At 63.1% G+C, this 17,594-nt stretch carries 16 protein-coding genes; 5 read left to right on the top strand and 11 right to left on the bottom strand.

The genetic code is table 11. From position 1 onward, the window contains the following. Positions 1–80 precede the first annotated feature (80 nt). Positions 81–839 (bottom strand): alpha/beta fold hydrolase, encoded by a 759-nt coding sequence (locus tag U2H20_RS09980; protein WP_430592135.1) that lies wholly within the window; start codon positions 837–839, stop codon positions 81–83. Positions 840–973: 134 nt separating this feature from the next. Between U2H20_RS09980 and U2H20_RS09975 the strand changes: the two genes are divergently transcribed. The 3 genes from U2H20_RS09975 to U2H20_RS09965 all read left to right on the top strand — a co-directional run bounded on the left by U2H20_RS09975 (position 974) and on the right by U2H20_RS09965 (position 3,402). Next, a complete protein-coding gene (locus U2H20_RS09975; protein ID WP_430592134.1) occupies positions 974–1,657 on the top strand; it encodes a type 1 glutamine amidotransferase in 684 nt (227 codons plus the stop codon). Between the two features lie 24 nt (positions 1,658–1,681). Next, positions 1,682–2,440: an IclR family transcriptional regulator gene (locus U2H20_RS09970; RefSeq protein WP_430592133.1), complete on the top strand. Its 759-nt coding sequence runs from the start codon at positions 1,682–1,684 to the stop codon at positions 2,438–2,440. A 62-nt stretch (positions 2,441–2,502) separates the two neighbouring features. Next, on the top strand, positions 2,503–3,402 hold the full coding sequence (locus U2H20_RS09965) for an alpha/beta hydrolase (RefSeq protein ID WP_430592132.1): 900 nt from the start codon (positions 2,503–2,505) through the stop codon (positions 3,400–3,402). A gap of 17 nt (positions 3,403–3,419) precedes the next feature. On the opposite strand, the gene U2H20_RS09960 is transcribed toward U2H20_RS09965, so the two are convergent. Then, the gene (locus U2H20_RS09960) at positions 3,420–4,376 is read right to left on the bottom strand and encodes an asparaginase (protein WP_430592131.1); all 957 of its coding nucleotides are present in this window, start codon (positions 4,374–4,376) and stop codon (positions 3,420–3,422) included. 84 nt (positions 4,377–4,460) lie between these two features. On the opposite strand from U2H20_RS09960, the gene U2H20_RS09955 reads away from it, so the two are divergent. Then, on the top strand, positions 4,461–5,012 hold the full coding sequence (locus tag U2H20_RS09955) for a histidine phosphatase family protein (RefSeq protein ID WP_430592130.1): 552 nt from the start codon (positions 4,461–4,463) through the stop codon (positions 5,010–5,012). A 2-nt stretch (positions 5,013–5,014) separates the two neighbouring features. After that, positions 5,015–6,445: an FAD-binding oxidoreductase gene (locus U2H20_RS09950; protein WP_430592129.1), complete on the top strand. Its 1,431-nt coding sequence runs from the start codon at positions 5,015–5,017 to the stop codon at positions 6,443–6,445. A gap of 48 nt (positions 6,446–6,493) precedes the next feature. On the opposite strand, the gene U2H20_RS09945 is transcribed toward U2H20_RS09950, so the two are convergent. From U2H20_RS09945 to U2H20_RS09905, 9 genes are all read right to left on the bottom strand, one after another. Beyond that, the gene (locus U2H20_RS09945) at positions 6,494–8,227 is read right to left on the bottom strand and encodes a cation:proton antiporter (protein ID WP_430592128.1); all 1,734 of its coding nucleotides are present in this window, start codon (positions 8,225–8,227) and stop codon (positions 6,494–6,496) included. A gap of 188 nt (positions 8,228–8,415) precedes the next feature. Beyond that, on the bottom strand, positions 8,416–9,477 hold the full coding sequence (locus U2H20_RS09940; protein ID WP_430592127.1) for an NADH:flavin oxidoreductase/NADH oxidase: 1,062 nt from the start codon (positions 9,475–9,477) through the stop codon (positions 8,416–8,418). 113 nt (positions 9,478–9,590) lie between these two features. Beyond that, a complete protein-coding gene (gene gdhA / locus U2H20_RS09935; RefSeq protein WP_430592126.1) occupies positions 9,591–10,946 on the bottom strand; it encodes an NADP-specific glutamate dehydrogenase in 1,356 nt (451 codons plus the stop codon). Positions 10,947–11,162: 216 nt separating this feature from the next. Beyond that, positions 11,163–11,921 carry a GTP pyrophosphokinase gene (locus U2H20_RS09930; protein ID WP_430592125.1) on the bottom strand — a complete coding sequence of 253 codons (759 nt, stop codon included), beginning with the start codon at positions 11,919–11,921 and terminating at the stop codon, positions 11,163–11,165. 147 nt (positions 11,922–12,068) lie between these two features. Continuing rightward, a complete protein-coding gene (locus U2H20_RS09925; RefSeq protein WP_430592124.1) occupies positions 12,069–12,983 on the bottom strand; it encodes a cation diffusion facilitator family transporter in 915 nt (304 codons plus the stop codon). Continuing rightward, positions 12,980–13,339 (bottom strand): ArsR/SmtB family transcription factor, encoded by a 360-nt coding sequence (locus U2H20_RS09920; protein ID WP_430592123.1) that lies wholly within the window; start codon positions 13,337–13,339, stop codon positions 12,980–12,982. The genes U2H20_RS09925 and U2H20_RS09920 overlap by 4 nt, the downstream gene beginning before the upstream one ends. A gap of 54 nt (positions 13,340–13,393) precedes the next feature. Then, positions 13,394–15,646, bottom strand: a complete 2,253-nt coding sequence (locus tag U2H20_RS09915; protein WP_430592122.1) for a heavy metal translocating P-type ATPase — start codon at positions 15,644–15,646, stop codon at positions 13,394–13,396. Next, entirely contained in the window at positions 15,643–15,924 is a 282-nt protein-coding gene (locus tag U2H20_RS09910) for a hypothetical protein (RefSeq protein WP_430592121.1), read from the bottom strand. The genes U2H20_RS09915 and U2H20_RS09910 overlap by 4 nt, the downstream gene beginning before the upstream one ends. 56 nt (positions 15,925–15,980) lie before the next feature. Further along, complete coding sequence (locus tag U2H20_RS09905; protein WP_430592120.1) at positions 15,981–17,588, bottom strand: sigma-70 family RNA polymerase sigma factor; 1,608 nt, start codon at positions 17,586–17,588, stop codon at positions 15,981–15,983. Positions 17,589–17,594: the final 6 nt, after the last annotated feature.

Raw genomic sequence — 17,594 nt, 5'->3', positions numbered from 1 at the left:
TCGAGATAATCGATCGGCCCTTCACCATGTCCGGGCCCGAACCAGCGCCAGACCAGCACCGCGACCGCCGCAACCAGCGGCTATTCCGGGAACGTACCCGTCGCCAGAAATCCGCTCGCCGCGCTCTTGAACAGCCTCGACGTCACAGCGTTGATGTGGTTGCGACCTGGGATCGGCAAGAAGCTCCCAGACTCGAGAAACGGCAACAGCGCCTCGGAGTCCGGCGCAATATCATCACGGTCACCCGTTGCCAAGAGCACCGGCATTGCAGGCACGGCCGCTGCGGGCCGGAACGGGGTTTGCGCGACTTCGACCGCGAGCGCGAGCAGCGCATCCGGGTCGTTCTCCGGGAACGCACGTGCCATACGCACGATTCGGGCCGCAACACTCGCGTGCTCGGTGTCTGCGCCCGAAAGAATTGCGCGTGCGAGCTCAGCGTCGAGACCTTCGAATGGGTCCGTCGACGGCAGGCCTCCGAACACGCAGCGGGCGAATGCCTCCGGGTGTTGCCCGGCGTATCGCCATCCCAGTCGAGCGCCCATCGAATAGCCGAGATAGCCGCATCCGTGCAGTTGATATGCGTCGAGGACAGCAGTGACATCGTCGAAGAACGCAGAAACCGGATACCCGCTCTTCGGCTTACTGCTGTGACCGTGGCCACGCAGATCGAGCGCGACGCCGCGGAGCCCCGCTTCAGTGAACGCGCTCCCCCACCCCGCATCGACCCAGTTGCGTTGGGCGTTCGAGGCGAATCCATGCACGAGCAGCACCGGGAAACCGTCAGGATCTCCGAGTTCTGTCACAGCGATTTCAACATCGTTGACGCTCTTGACGTTCATCGGTCGAGGGTTCCTTTTCCAGCGCAGTTGCGTTGCGTCTCCCTCACTCGTGTGGGGGTGATCGTCTGTCGAATATCTAATCTAGCGATCACTGTGAAACACGCACGGAATCAATGGTGCTTACGATGTGATTTATGCGCTCTCGATACGTTCTTGTTATCAAACACATTGATTTTGAGACCGGTGGCCATGCCGCGACGGCGACAGCGCACCTGCCAACCGCCGACGCCTTCGTGCCGCGACAGCGCCCCGACCTCGATGAACTCGCCGGACTCGTCATCCTCGGCGGAACGATGAGCGCGGCCGATGTCGAAAACCACCCATCGATTGCGCTGACAACCCAGCTCGCACGCGACGCGATCGAGGCTGAGATTCCAACCGTCGGCCTGTGTCTCGGTCATCAGATCCTCGGGATCGCGCTCGGCGCACGCCACCAGGAGGGCGCGGTGCACGAGATCGGGCTCCACCCGGTCGACATCGTCGCAGAAGACCCATGGATCGGCGCCGCGCCAGGGTCTCTTGAGGTCGTGCAGTGGCACAACGACGTCGTCGACCTCCCGCAGGGAGCGACCCTGCTCGCGAGCAACGCGACGTGGGAGAACCAGGCGTTTCGCTATGGCAGCGCGGTCGGAATGCAGTTCCACCTCGAGGTCGATGACCGCACGCTCGGCCTCTGGCTGGATAGGGAGGACTTTGCGACTCGGAGCGGACGAGATGCGCGGGAGCTCCGCGCACAATATCGCGCCAATTCGACGCTGCATGATGCAGCGAAGTCAGGGTTCAGGGCATTTGCAGAGGCGTGTGCGTCTCGCATCTGAGCAGACTCTCGATACGATGAGAGTATGGCCGGAGGCGCAGGGGACGATCGACGATCGGTCGCCGATAAATTGTTCGCGATCGCGGATGCATTCGCGGGCGGGCAAGAGTTGAGCCTGAGCGAGATCGCTCGGCAAGCAGGTCTTCCACTTTCAACCGCTCACCGACTCGTCAACGAGTGGGTCGAGTGGGGTGGTCTTCGCAGAGGCGACGACGGAAAGTATCGTGTCGGCCTCAAACTCTGGAGACTCGGCACACGCGAACCAACCGCTCGCCGCCTGAGCACGATCGCCTTCCCGTACCTCGAAGACCTCCTCGAGACCACGCGAGAGAATGTTCTTCTCGGCGTGCTCGACGGCGCGAGCGTCATGTACCTGGAACGCCTCTCGACCCGTGGCGCCGTGCAAGCGGTTCGCGAGGTCGGCACGCACTTGCCGATGCACGCGACGGGCGTCGGCCTCGCACTCATGGCCTACGCGCCGAAGGCACTGCTCGAGACGATCATCGAAGCCGGCCCGAAGCGCTTCACAGCGAACACGATGACGACCCGAGAAGAGCTCGAGCCCCGTCTCGCGCAGATCCGGAAGAACGGGATCGTGTCGAGCCGAAACGAACTCCGTGACGGCGTCTTCTCCATCGCCGCACCGATCCGTGACGAACGCGGCATCGTGATCGCGGCCGTTTCCATCGTCGGTCGCAGCGAGAACCGGATCGACGATCGTCACGTCACCGGTGTTCGGCTCGCAGCCCGCGGAATCTCTGCAGCGCTCGGCTGGAACGGGTAACGCAGCGACGTAATCTCGCTGACGCGTTTATTGTTCGCACCGCGGGCACTAGCGTAAACATCGTGACCGAATCTGCAGCAATCGATTGGCTTCACGAGCGCCGTGAGCACCTGGAACGCTCGCTCGAAGCCCGCCCGAACCCCGTGAGTGCGATCGCGCGCCTCGACACGAGCATCGCCGGTGCGGCGCATTCGGTACCGATTCGTGTGTACGGGGATGCGAGCTCCGACGCCGCACCGCTCATCATCTTCTTGCACGGTGGCGGCTGGGTGCTCGGTGATCGAGAGAGCCACGACCATATTTGCGCCTGGCTCGCAGAACGCACGGGTATTCGGGTTGTCGCGGTCGAGTATCGTCTTGCGCCTGAACATGAGCATCCCGCGGCACTTGATGACACCCTGACGGTCGCGCGGCATTTCTTGAGTGGGGCGAACGAGCAAAGCAGTGCTCCAGTTCTGCGCGCTGTCGACGCAGCTCGCATCGCGCTGGTCGGCGATAGCGCTGGAGGCCACCTGGCAGCGCTCGCGAGCGACCTGCTCGCACTCGAAACACCGGCGTTTTCCGTGCGCTCGCGAGTGCTCTGGTATCCGGTCGTCGATGTTGAACAGGAGGCCGAGTCGTACCTCGAAGTCTCCGATCTCCACACGCTCACCGGGCCGCGCATGCGCCAGTTCGTCGAGACGTATCTTCCCAATGCCGACCTCCGGAGCGACCTGCACGCGAACCCGTATCGCACCGCGCACAGCCGAGCACCGGAGACCTTCATCACCACGGCAGGGCGAGACCCCTTGCGAGACGAAGGTGCTGCGTATGCCCGCGCGCTGGAAACCACCGGCGTCGCAGTGGAGTATCTCCACTTCCCGGAGGCTGCACACGGAGTCGTGACGCGAGCGCTCGAGAGCGAGGACGGCGCAGCAATGCTCGATGCAGGGGTCGCGTTCTTACAACGCACCCTCGCTTGATCGGACGATCAGCCAGATCAGCTCAGGAGAGGAAGGCGGGCCTCGATCGCGCCGATGACCTCGGTGCCGCCGAGCACTTCGAGACCGAGTTCTTTGCACATGCTCTCGACGGTGCCTTCGGGCAGGGAGCCGTGCTGCTCCAATAGCGTGAGCGCAACCAGAGGAGCCGCCCGGGTACCACCATCGGCGATCTTGCACACGGCGGTTGCTCCGTCCGGTGCAACGACCGCGAAGACAGCTTCAGCCCCGAACTTCACGATCGAACCGGTGCGCTGGGAGATCACCGTGTCTGGGAGCCCTTCGCCCTGCACGACTTCGGGGTTCCCTCGCATCGCCGCCCCAACGCGCAGCAGTGCGTCAGCGTGCTGCTCGTCGAGGTCTGGATTACGGGTCCCGAGCGACCAGAAGCCGCGGCCGAGCGCTTCGAGCGAAAGCCCGTGCACGGGCGCCCCGCACCCGTCGATCGTCGTACCAGTGCTCTGCTCACCGCACACGACTTCGAGGTCGGCGAGGAGGCGTTGTTGCAAGGGGTGCTCGGGGTCAAGCTTGTCGAGATCTGATTCGAAGGTCCGCGCTGTTGATGCCATCGCGATGTGCTTGCCCACGCACATGTGCGCAAACTTCCGGGGTTCGCCACCTGCGCGAGGGGCCATCGGCGGACATCCGAGATCGCTCTCCTCAAGCCCGAGTGCGGTCGCAAAGCCCTCCGCGATCCGAATGTGGAACGACGAACGACTGTTGCTCGCCGCAACGAGCGCGAGCTGCTGATCTGAGCACTCGAGCCCGAGCTGCAGCATCGTTGCCGCGAACATCGGCTTCAACGTCGAGCGCGGCAGGATCGGCTCCGCCGAAGCTCCGATCGACTGCACGACCGTGCCAGAGGGGTCGAGCAGTGCCGCGATCCCGAAATGCAGCGACTCATCCCAGTCACCGCGACGGACAACGGCCAAGAGTTCACAGGAGTTCGAATTCACGCTGCAACTCTACGTCGTTGCAACGGACCAGATCGCCTCGCAGTCTCGAAGACGGGAGGGGGTCCGGCAATTCGCTAGGCTCGAATGACTATGCAGATCACCCTCGTGCGCCACGGACAAACTGACTGGAATTTCGCTCGCAAAATGCAGGGGACGAGTGACATCCCCCTCAACGATGTCGGGCGGGAACAAGCTCGAGTTGCGGGGGTTCGCCTGCGCGACGAGGGGATCGAAGGAATCGTGTCGTCGCCGTTGTCGCGGGCTGCAGAGACCGCCGACATCATCGCCGCAGAACTCGGCCTCACCGTCGAAGCTCGCTACGAGAACCTGGTCGAGCGCCACTACGGCAAAGCGGAAGGCCTGACCCACGACGACGCCACGGAGCGTTGGGGCGACAAGAGCAATTGGCCAGACGCCGAAACCTGGGAAGCGCTCACGGAACGAGCCGTCGCAGCGTTCGACGCGGCTGCAACCGCATCTGAACACGAGCACCTCGGCATCGTCGCGCACGGCACGATCATCCGCGCGTTCGCCGAGTATTGGACGAAAGCCCCTGCCGCGACCATCGACAACGGATTCTCGATCACCTTCGATGGTGCGCCCGGCGAATGGTCGGTCGCCCACGTCAAGGTCTGATCATGGAGACGCCGAGCTTCGCGACGCCGTCATCTGACAAGGCGGAACCGCCCACCGCGAGCGCGGTCGAGGCACTGAGCGCGCTCCGGGAGGCGCTCGGCGAGCGATCGCACATCGTCGACGAATCGCCCGAGGCCCTGGAAGCCGCGCGATCGGACTACTCCGGCCACGTTGCACCCGGGCTGCCCCTCTGTGTGGTGCACGCCGAGCAGGTCACGGATGTCCAAGCAGTGATGCGAGTTGCATCCGCGCACGCGGTGCCTGTCGTGCCTCGCGGCGCCGGCACTGGTCTTGCCGGGGCCGCCAACACCGGACTCGGTGAGATCTCGCTCTCGCTCGCTCGCATGCAGGAGATCATCGAGATCAATGCCGCCGACCAGCTCGCCGTCGTCGAACCTGGCATCCTCAACGCGGCACTGAATGCGGCGCTTGAACCACACGGGCTCTGGTGGGCTCCAGACCCCGCGAGTAAGAACATCTCCTCGGTCGGCGGCAACATCGCGACCAACGCGGGCGGGCTCTTGTGCGCAAAATACGGCGTCACCCGCGAGGCAGTGCTCTCGCTCGATGTCGTCCTCGCAAACGGCGACCTCATCACGGTCGGGCATCGCACGGTCAAAGGCGTGACGGGTCTCGATCTGTGCGCTCTCATGATCGGAAGCGAAGGGACCCTCGGGGTCATCGTCGCGGCGACACTCAAACTGCGGCAGCTCAACACGAACCCGGTCGTCACGATCGGCGCGTTCTTCGCGGAAGAAGTCGACGCCGCGAAGGCATGTGCGGCGATCACCGCGAGCAGAATCCAGCCCGCCATCATGGAGCTCGTCACCCGCACGCCGCTCCGCATGCTGAGCGAGTACACGGGAGAACATCTCTCGGCACGGGGCAACGCGTTCGTCCTGCTCCAGTTCGACGACATCACTGCAACGGCGAGCGCAAACGCAGCGCTGAGCGTGCTGCATTCGCATGGCGGAAACGCGGAACTCACCACCGACCCGGAGCGGAGTGAATTCCTGGTGCAGGTTCGACGGCAAGTGCACTTCGCGATGGAACGCTTCGGCACAGTGCTCGTCGAAGACGTCGCAGTTCCCCGCTCACGACTCCCCGAGATGTTCGAGATCTGCGAACAGGCGGCGGCGAGGCACGGGGTGACCGTTGCAACGACCGCACACGCCGGTGACGGCAACCTGCACCCCTGCTTCGTCTTCGAAGGCGAGACACCGTCGCCCGAAATCTGGGCAGCCGCCAACGACATCTTCACTGGAGCGCTGAGCCTCGGTGGAACCCTGACGGGCGAGCACGGCGTCGGCGTCCTGAAGCGTCAGTGGCTCGGCCAGGAGCTCGGTGCACGCCAACTCGATCTGCAACGACAGATCAAGGGCGTGTTCGATCCACAGGGCATCCTGAATCCCGGCAAGGTCTTCCAAGCCTGAACCATGGTCGCCCCGATCGGTCAAGGTCGGACGTGACCGTGACCTCGCTCAGTCTTCGTTGAATTCAGCGCGGATCGCGATCTCTTCCGAATCGAGCGCGTGCTGTGCTGCCGCAATCGCCTCGGAAGAGAACCCACCGAGGCCACGGTGGTGTGCCAGTTCGGCTCGCTTCGCATCGACCGCCGCGATGCGAAGTCGTCGAATGACGGCTGCATCGCTGTTCTCGTCTTCGGGATCGGAACTCGCAACGAGTTCCATCCAGTTCGCAGAAGTCGCTTCACCCTGCTGTGCCCGGGCGATCAGCGCCTCATCGACGCCTTGCGCCGCGCCGAGATCGGCAATGGTCTTGCGACCGATGTCGGAATTCTGACGCATCAGCACCGCCACCTCATTTGCCTCTTCGGCCCGAGAGTCTCTTTGAATCCCGAGGAGCTTGATGAGCAGCGGGAGCGTGCCGCCCTGCACGAGGAGCGTGACCACTGCAATCGCGAAGCCGACGAGCACGAGTTGCGGGTACATGTCATGGTCCCGAGGCAAGGTCTGCACCGCAGCCACAGTGACGACTCCTCGCATGCCGGCCCAGCCGAGTGCGATCCCGTCTCGCATCCCGAGCTTCTGGTCACGAAGGGCAGTGAGGTCGTTCTGGGAGAGCTCGAGTCGACGCCGGAAGCTTCCGACTCGCGAGCGCAGGCGTTCGTCTTCGGCGAGACGCTGCTCGACAATCGGCGAGAACTTCTCCGCGCGATCGGTTTGCCGCTCGAGTTTCTGCAAACTTCTGCGCAGCACGAAGAACAGGATCGGCAGCATCGCATACCTGACCGCCACGAGGAGCACGCAAATGAGGAGCGCGACACCGATGGTCGCGAGCGCGCCCGGGTCTGAACTACTCACCGCCATGACGACCACGGGCAACTGCATACCCATCAGCAGGAAGACGCCGTTCTCCACGATGAAGGTGAAGGCCTGCCAGGTGTTGCGCTCAGCAAGGCGGCGTGCGGCGAGGATGCGCGACTGACCGCGGTTCCCGACGAAAATCCCGGCGACGACGACGGCGATCACTCCCGATGCGTTCGCCTCCTCAGCGGGCAAGAACGCGAGGAATGGCGCGGTGAGCGAGACTGCGATGTCGAGCGTGCCGTCGGCGATCCGCGAGCGAACGATCAGGATGAGTCGGGCGACGACGTAGCCGATGAGCGCTGCGACCGCCACTGAATATGCGAAGGCACCGAGCGCTTCTCCGCCGCTGGCTTCGCCGCTCGCGGTCGCTGCGGCAATCGCCGTCGAGAGCAGGACGAGCGCAGTCGCGTCGTTGACGAGCCCCTCACCTTCGAGAATCGTCACGAGGCGAGGTGGCAAGCCGAGCCGTTTTGCGATTGAGGTTGCCGCGACGGCGTCGGGCGGAGCGACGACCGCGCCAAGTGCGAGGCAAATGGCAAAACCAACGGCCGGCCAGATCAGGTTGACCACGGCCGCCACCGCGAACGCACTGACGACGACGAGTACGACCGAGAGCAACAGGATCACTCGGAGGTTTCTTCGGAACTCGACCGCTGGCACCGACAAGGCTGCCGTGTAAAGCAGGGGTGGAAGGATGACCGTCAGGATGATGTCTGGCGAGATCACCACGGAGGGGATCGCGGGCACGAGGCTCAGGCCGGCGCCGACCACGACGAGCAACAGCGGTGCTGCAATGCCGATACGTTTTGCGAACATCGCGACCAAACCAACGGTGATGATCCCGATTACGACGATCAGTGTGGTTTCAGTCGCAATCTCGTGCATTTGAACAGAATAGACGGCGCACAGGTCCGGGAGTGTCGGCCGATCGCAATCATCGGGGAGTCATGGACGATTCAGGCGTCACGACGATTCAGGCGTCATCGACGATTCAGGCGCACCCCACAGCGGCAGGAAAGCCGATGGCCACCACTGATCTCAGTGGTGGCCATCGGACGCGAGTCGAACTGCTGCTACACGGCGCGTTCGTACTGCCCGGGCCAAAGCCCCTTGTCGACGCCGAGTTCATGCGCAAAGTTCAGCGCGAAGTGCGGGTTCGCGAGCGCCGCGCGACCGACGAACACCGCATGCGCCTTCCCGGAGCTCACGATTTCCTGCGCCTGCTCAGCCTGTGTGATGAGTCCGACCGCTGCGACGTTGACGTCGTCGGAGATTGCTGCCGCGAACGGCACCTGGTAGCCGGGTTCGAGGGGAATCGTCGCCGGCGCGTTCCCACCGGAAGAGATGTCGAAGAAGTCAGCGCCTTCGTCGACCGCGATCAATGCGGCCTGGCGAGTCTGGTCGATGTCCCACCCGCCCGGGAGCCAATCGCTCGCGGAGAATCGAACGAACAGCGTGACCTCAGGAGCCGCGGCTCGGACCTCGCGAACGATCTCGCGGAGAAGCCGCGTCCTGTTCTCGAAGGAGCCGCCCCACTCGTCCTCGCGGGTATTGCTCAGCGGCGAAAGGAACTGATGAATCAGGTACCCGTGCGCGGCGTGGATTTCGATGACATCGAATCCGGCGGTCACTGAGCGCTTCGCCGCCTCGGCGAATGCCGTAATGACGTCGCGGATACCGGCTTCGTCGAGCGCTGCGGGCTCAGCCAGGCCCGGGTAGGCTTCCTCGCCCGGACCGAACGGGGTCCATCCGCCATCCTCGAGCGGCACCGGACCGCGCTGCGTCTCACCCCACGGCGCGTACACGCCGGCCTTGCGCCCCGCGTGCGCGAGTTGGATTCCGATCGCGGCACCCTGTGCGTGCACGAAATCGGTGATGCGCTTCCATGCGGCGGCTTGCTCGTCGTTCCAGATTCCGGTGTCACGTGGCGAGATACGCCCCTCTGGCACGACCGAGGTGGCCTCGACGATTGTCAGCGCAGCGCCGCCGAGCGCGAACTGGCCGTAGTGCACGAGGTGCCATTGGCCTGGCATACCGTCTTCCTCCATGGAGGAATACATGCACATTGCAGGAACCCAGAGCCGGTTCTTGAACTCGTGGTTGCCAACGGTGATGGGATCGAACAGTCCAGCCAAAGTCGTGTCTCCTGCGATTGTCGTATGGGTCCGCAGAATGCAGCGCACGCGCTCCGCTCTGCATTCCCGAAACGCGCAAGCGGATCCACGCAAGCTGGGCCGAGGAGTAGGCGCTAGATCACACCGAGCGCGAGCATCGCGTCTGCGACGGGAAGGAATCCGGCGATGTTCGCTCCGACCACGTAGTCACCCGGGGCACCGTACTCGTCAGCAGTTTGCGCGCAACGCTCGTGAATGCCGTGCATGATCTCGGCGAGGCGCGCCTCGGTGTATTCGAAGGTCCAGGAGTCGCGCGAGGCGTTCTGCTGCATTTCGAGAGCCGAGGTCGCGACACCGCCAGCGTTCGCTGCCTTCCCGGGAGCGAAGAGCACCTGAGATTCGCGGAAGGCGACCGTCGCGCTCGGCGTCGTCGGCATGTTCGCACCTTCCGCGACCGAGGTGACGCCGGACTTGATGAGCAGCGCGGCGTCGGCTTCGTCGAGTTCGTTCTGCGTTGCACATGGCAGCGCGATGTCGATCTGTGTCGAGTCGGCGATCTGCCAGACGTTCGAGCCCTCACGGAACTCCGCGCCACGCTCGTTCGCGTATTCGCTGAGGCGCGCACGGCGTTCGAGCTTCACGGTTTTCAAGAGGTCGAGGTCGATACCCTCGCTGTCATACACCGCACCGCTCGAGTCGGAGACGCCCACGACGGTGCCGCCGAGCGCGTGCACTTTGTCGATTGCATTCATCGCAACGTTCCCCGAGCCGGAAACGAGCACGCGAGCACCCTCGAGCGATCGGCCCGTTGCCTCCATCATGTGCTGGGTGAAGTAGACGAGCCCGTACCCGGTGGCTTCTGTGCGCACCAGTGAACCGCCCCAGGAGGTGCCCTTGCCGGTGAGGACACCCGACTCGTATCGGTTCGAGATTCGCTTGTACTGACCGAAGAGGTAGCCGATTTCACGGCCGCCAACACCGATGTCACCGGCTGGCACATCGGTGTACTCGCCGATGTGCCGATAGGCCTCGGTCATGAACGACTGGCAGAACCGCATGACCTCGGCATCGCTCTTGCCTTTGGGGTCGAAGTCGCTCCCGCCTTTGCCGCCGCCGATGGGCATGCCGGTGAGGGCATTCTTGAAGATCTGTTCGAACCCCAAGAATTTGACGGTGCCGAGCAGCACGCTCGGGTGGAATCGCAGCCCACCCTTGTACGGGCCGAGCGCAGAGTTGAATTGCACGCGGAATCCACGGTTGATCTGCACGACACCCTGATCGTCGACCCACGGCACTCGGAAAATGATCTGACGTTCGGGTTCGCAAATTCGTTCGAGAATTGACTCGTCCGCATACCGCGGGTTCTTCGCAATGACACGATCGAGCGAATCGAAGACTTCTCGGACCGCTTGGTGAAATTCTTGCTCGCCCGGGTTCCGACGAAGCACGTCGTTGTACACCCGCTCGATGACTGAACCGTCGACACTCATTCGGACCGCCTTTGCAGAATTCACCAAAGTTCAATGTTCCCACGGTCGATCTGGCTGCATTGCATATAGCGAAGCACCCGATCGCGAATCGAGAACGGAGAATCGAGAATCGCGAATCGAGAATCGCGGTTCCAGCGCTCCGGTTCGAGTGGCACGGTTCGAGTGGCACGGTTCCAGCGCACTGGTTCGAGTGCCACGGTTCGAGTGACCGGATCGCTACGCGGAGTAGAGCGTTGGGCTCTCGGGGAGATCGTTGACCTGCGCGCGGAGCCGCGCCATCCGCTGATCGAGTTCGTGCGCGGTGTCGGCTGCATTCTTGAGCTCGGCAAGAATCTCTGCGGGAACATCTCGGTCGAACTTGTAATAGATCTTGTGTTCGAGACTCGCCCAGAAGTCCATCGCAATGGTGCGGATCTGGATCTCGACGTAAACGAGTTCTGAGCCGGTCGACAGGAACACCGGAATCTGCACGATGAGGTGCAGACTCTTGTAGCCGTTCGGCTTCGGCGCCTTCACATAGTCCTTGATCTCCACGACGGTGATATCCGGCTGATTGCTCAAGATCTCAGCGATCCGGTAGACGTCGGCTTCAAAAGAGCAGGTGACACGGATTCCGGCAATGTCGCGAATCCGATCGCGAACGGAATCGAGATCGGGAGGGCAGTCGGTGCGCACGACCTTCGAGAGCAGGCTCTCCATTGATTTCATGCGAGAGTTCACGTGCTCAATCGGACTGTAATCGTTCGTATTCTCGAATTCTTCTCGCAGAATATTAATCTTCGTGAGGACCTCGTCGATCGCGAACTTATACAGCTGACGAAACCGCACGAGCGTTTGCTGGAGGTTCTTCAACTCTTCTTCGAGCCTCGGAGCACCTTCGGTCTCGAGCGGATCACCATTGAGCCGCCGCAGGAGCTCGCCGAACAATTGCGTCGTCTGCTCGACCTCTTGGTGCTCGCGACCGGTTTCAGACATCAATGGGCTCCTTACTTCCGCGAGAACTTGTCGCAATGGGACCGATGCTATTGCACCTGTTCATGTGTCCGCTTTGATCACGGGCGCGGTGCCATTGCGCCTCTTTCGCCTCCAATGCCGTTGCGCAAATCGGCAATGATCGAGCCGCTACGAGTGCGGGATGTGCTCCGCAGCGCTGTGACTGGCGGGTTCGATCTGGAACGTCGAATGCTCGATGCTGACTGGGAAATGCTCAGCAACGCACGACTGGAGTTTTGGGAGGATCGCAGCGGCATAGCCGTCCGCAAAGCACTCATCCTCCACGATCACGTGGGCGGTGAGGACGGGCAGGTCCGATGAGATCCGGGTGATGTGGAGATCGTGCACTTCAACCACCCGAGGCAGACGCAGAATGTGCTCGCGCACCTGATCGATGTCGAGCCCTTTTGGCGTCGTCTCGAGGAGCACACCGAAGCTCGCTCGAAGGAGGATGACCGTGCGCGGGATGATGAGCAGCGCGATCAAGATTCCGGCGATCGGGTCGGCTTGATACCAGCCGAACATCCCGATGAGCACGGCGCTGACGATGACCGCGATCGAGCCGAGCGCATCGTTCAACACCTCGAGGAAGGCGGCCCGCATATTGAGGTTGTCGCTGCGTTTGGCGACCAGGACGAGGATCGCGATGATGTTCGCGACGAGTCCGATGATTCCGAAGAAGAGCAGGCTGCCAGAGGGCACCTCAGGGGTCTCGAACAGTCGGCGAACGCCTTCGACGAGCGCGAAGATTCCGACGCCGAACAGCAACGCCGATTGCGCGAGCGCGCTCAGCACCTCAGCCCGCCGAAATCCCCAGGAGTGCTTCGAAGTGGCAGGCCGCCGCATGAGATGGGCTGCAATGAGGGCCATGAGAAGCCCGATCGAGTCGGTGAGCATGTGCGCAGTATCGACGAGCAGCGCAAGGCTCCCGGTGATCACCGCTCCGACCGCTTGTGCGACGACAACGAGCGCCGTGATCGAGAATGCGATCGCGAGCCGCGTGGTGTTGCTCGTTTTGGCGCCGTGATCGTGGCCGGCACTCATGCGCGGTTCGGATCTCGATCGATATGCGTGACCGGCGAATCGAGCGCATGCTCGGCTTGGAAGAATGCGAGCCTGATGAGGTCGATCGCATGCTCGTTGCTCAGCCGATAGAACACTCGGACGCCTTCATGCCTGGTTGAAACCACCCGGCTCATGCGAAGTTTCGCGAGGTGCTGCGAGACCGCAGCGCCAGACTTCCCGACTTGATCCGCGATCACGCCAACCGGAAGTTCTCCGTCTTGCAGCGCGATCAGGATGTTCAACCGAGTTGCGTCGGCCAGGAGCGAGAAGATCTCGACCGCGACCGCCGTCGTCGCCTCGTCGCCGACGATCCGTTCATCGTTATCTGCGTGCATACGAATATATTTACATACGTAGAGAACGAAGTCGAGTGAATTCGCCCTTATCGGTCAGGTAGCGGCGACGGCCGAGCGGAAACGCCGTAACCGCAAGCTGTTCGAGACGACGAAGACACTCGACAAGGCCATCGCGGCTCCTGCCAACATCGGGTTCAGCAGACCGAGCGCCGCGAGCGGGATCGCTGCAACGTTGTAGGCGAAGGCCCAGAAGAGGTTCGAGCGGATCGTTGCGAACGTCTTGCGCGCCAGCCGAATCGCGTCGGCCGCGACCCGCAGATCGTCTCGAACGAGCGTGAGGTCGGATGCTTCGATCGCGACATCCGCCCCCGAGCCGAGGGAGATTCCGAGGTCCGCCTGTGCGAGTGCCGCAGCGTCATTGACACCATCGCCCACCATCGCAACCACTTGACCCTCCGCTTGCAGCCGCTGCACGGCCGCAACCTTGTCGGCCGGGAGCACATCCGCGATGACCGTGTCGATCCCGACCAATCCTGCGACCTTGTTCGCAACCGCCGCGTTATCTCCCGTGAGCAGGATGGGCGTCAACCCGAGTGCCCGCAACTGTTCTATCGCCTGCGCACTCGATTCCTTGACGGTGTCGCTGACGACGAGCAGGCCTCGCACCGCGTTCTCCCATGCGACGAGCACCGCGGTCGAGCCTTCGCCTTCTGCCTCTTGCTGTGCAGACGCGATCTCTTCGTCGATCGAGATGCCGAGTTCGTTCATGATTCGAGCCGAGCCAACCGTCACCGCTCGCCCATCGACTGTGCCCCGGACACCTCGGCCCGCTTCATTCTTGAAGTCCGTCACTGCGGCATGCGTGCCGAACCGTTCCGCCGCCGCTCCCGCAATCGCGCGTGCAATCGGGTGCTCCGATGAGTGCTCGACCGCTCCGGCCAGACGCAGTACGTCCTCCGCAGCGACATCGCGAGCCGCGACGACACCCTGCAGTGCCATCTTCCCGGTCGTGACGGTTCCAGTCTTGTCGAGCACGATCGTCGTGACCTTACGCGTTGATTCGAGCACCGCAGCACCTTTGATCAGGACCCCGAGCTGCGCCCCGCGCCCCGTGCCGACGAGCAGCGCGGTCGGGGTGGCGAGCCCGAGCGCACACGGACACGCAATGATCAACACGGCGACCGCCGCCGTGAACGCGGCGACCGGAGGGAATCCTGCGCCGAGCCAAGCGCCGAGGGTCACAACCGCGATACCGATCACGATTGGGACGAAGACCCCGGAAATCCTGTCGGCGAGGCGCTGCACATCGGCCTTCCCCGACTGTGCTTCCTCGACCAGTTTCGCCATCTGCGCCAACTGCGTCTGCTCCCCGACCCTTGAAGCACGCACGAGCAGGCGCCCGCCCTCGTTGACGGTTGCGCCGACCACGGAGTCGCCCACCGAGACCTCGATCGGCACGGATTCTCCGGTCACCAGCGAAGCGTCCACTGCCGAGGTGCCGTCAACGACGACTCCATCGCTCGCAATCTTCTCTCCCGGGCGCACAATGAACTCGTCGCCAACGCGGAGTTCACCGACGGGCACGAGCGATTCGCGCCCGTCTCGCAGTACCGCGACCTCTTTTGCGCCCAGCTCGAGCAGTGCACGCAGCGCCGCCCCCGCGTTTCGCTTCGAACGCTGTTCGAAGTAACGGCCGAGCAGCACGAACATCGTGACGCCGGCTGCGACCTCCAGGTAGATGTTCGCCGCGCCATCGCTCGGCGCGATCGTGAACTCAAAGACATGTCTCATGCCAGGCATCCCGGCGGTACCGAGGAAGAGCGCATAGACGGACCACACGAACGCTGCCGAAACTCCGAGGGAGATCAGCGTGTCCATAGTGGCGGCGCCATGACGAAGGTTCATCCAGGCAGCACGGTGGAACGGCCAGGCGCCCCAGACGATTACGGGTGCCGCGAGCGCAAGTGAGGCCCACTGCCAGAAGTCGAACTGCAGGACCGGGATCATGGCGAGCAGGATCACTGGGACGGTCAGGATCACGCTGCCGATCACGCGCTGACGGAGCGTCCGTAAACTCGCGTCCTCAGTCGGCCCCGCCGTTTCGCTCTCGATTGCCCGGGGCAACGTCGCCGAGTATCCGGTTTTCTCGACCTCGGCGATCAGCAGCGCCGGGTCAAAGCCTTCTGGCGCCGAAACTCGCGCCTTCTCGGTTGCATAGTTGACGCTCGCCTCGACACCGTCGAGCCGGTTCAACTTCTTCTCGATGCGCATGGCGCAGGATGCGCACGTCATGCCGCCAATCTCGAGGTCGATATTGGATTTTGCGGCAGCATTGTTCGTCGTCATGGCGTCTTTGCACCTTCGGTTGCATCGATCGTTCCAGGCTCACCATGCGCTGGCGGCTCGGAGTCCGGCATTTCCGAGTTCGTCACCTCTGTGTCTTGGGATCCCGAATGCTCTTCGTCGGGCGAGTCGAATTCCACAGGAGTTCCGTGCACTGCTTGCTCACGCCATGCATCGACCAGCGATTCCGGGACGAGCAGACCTCCGAGCGCGTAGCTTCCTCCGAAGAGCGCGAGGAGCGCGAGCGCGAACACGCTGAGCTTCACTGGGGTCTTCATCATGTCGCCAGCATACCCCCTGGGGGTATCCTCGGCAAGACCGTGGGAGGAGACCCGGGTTAACGAATTCCCTGCGAACTGAGACTGAACTGCTTGCTCTCACCTGCATCGGTCACGTGGACGATCGCCGAAAACGCAGCACTTGCGACCTCGCCAGACCTGGTCTGCGCCTGCAAAACGAAGGGCTGATTCACGGGTGAGGTCCGCGAACACGTCCCGTCACCCTGAGTGAATGAGCATGACCAACCGCCCGAGACCTCTCGAACGATGACATCTGGATCGAGGGTGAACTCAATCTGGTCGACGGTGATGCCCTCGGCATTCTCGAACTGGATCGCGAGCTCGAGCGCTGGCCCGTCGACGCTGATCGTGCTCTCGACTGCGAGCGGCACGTCCGGATCGAATGTAATGAGCGCCTCGGGCGGGGCGAGGAACGGTGAGGCCTCGACCGCGGGAGTCGCTGGTACCGAGATTTCCACGGTCTCCAGAGTCGCCGCGGGAGGTTCGGGCGTCGACTGCGTCTCGATTCCTGCAGGCGACGTCGAAGACGTGTCTCGGGTGGACGTCGGGCTCGGGCTCGGTGTTGGTGCTTCAAGTTCCGGGGCCAACGTCGGCGAGCGATCGCGCGATGACGCTGCAACGAAGACTTCGTCACTCGGTGCAGAAGTGTTGCTGAATGCAAAGACACCGGCGATGACAACGCCAACAGCCACCACCGCAGCCCCGGCCGTGACCGCGATTCTGGCTCCCTGGCTCGCACCCTCACGAGCGACCGAGCCTGCCGCCCCACCGTGCGCACTCACTGCTGCACCAGATGCGGCGGCCGCCGCCGTGGCAGGCGCGAGTGCCTCGACCACCAGGCCCGTCAATATCGCGCCCGGCACGAGGGCGAGCAAGCTCGGCATCGCACGGAACCTCTCGAGCGCGCCTTCGCAGTATTCGCAAGACTCGCGGTGCGCCGAAGCGGCGCGAGTACTGGGAGCGTCGTATTTCGCGAGGTCCTCGATATAGGGCTGGCACTCCGTGTGCGCGGTTTCCGCAAGGATGACTCGCCGAAGCGCGATCTTCAGCGCCGAACGAGCACGATTCGCTCGGACCGCAAGGGTTCCCGCCGAAACCCCGTAGCTCTGAGCGAGCTCCGCCGGTTTCATCTCGTGCACGGCCGTATCGATGAGCACACGCTGCTGCTGCGCGGGGAGTTGTCGCAGGGCCTGATGCACGAGTGCGTACTCTCGATGACGATCGATCCGCTCTCGCGCTGTCGTCGTGCGATCTTCGACGTCGAACGGGGACTCACCCTCGAAGAAATCACCCATCGTGACCTCGCTCGATTTTCTCGAGCGATTGAAATCGATCGCAGCGTTCCGCATCGACGTGACGAGGTACGCCGCAAGGTTGTCGACCTGCCCAGAACCCTTCTCGAGGCTCTGATACAGCCGCAGCACTGCGGTCGAGACGAGGTCTTCTGCGGAGAGACCCACACTCTCGAACCGGCGAGCAACATTCGTCAAGAATGGCCGAAGCGCTGCAATTTCTGCGCCCGAAATACCCTGCGCATTCGCGGCTGAAGTATCGCGCCGATTCGCAACGTGCTCCTGGTCTCCAAGTTCGAAACCCTCGCGACTCACGCGTTCACCCTCATTCGTACGTTCGCTGTTCATGGACATGCGGAG

The sequence above is a fragment of the Humidisolicoccus flavus genome, from assembly GCF_045689595.1.
Classification (GTDB): domain Bacteria; phylum Actinomycetota; class Actinomycetes; order Actinomycetales; family Microbacteriaceae; genus Humidisolicoccus; species Humidisolicoccus flavus.
Note: the sequence above shows the minus strand (reverse complement) of the source record. Positions and strands in the feature narration are given on the sequence as shown.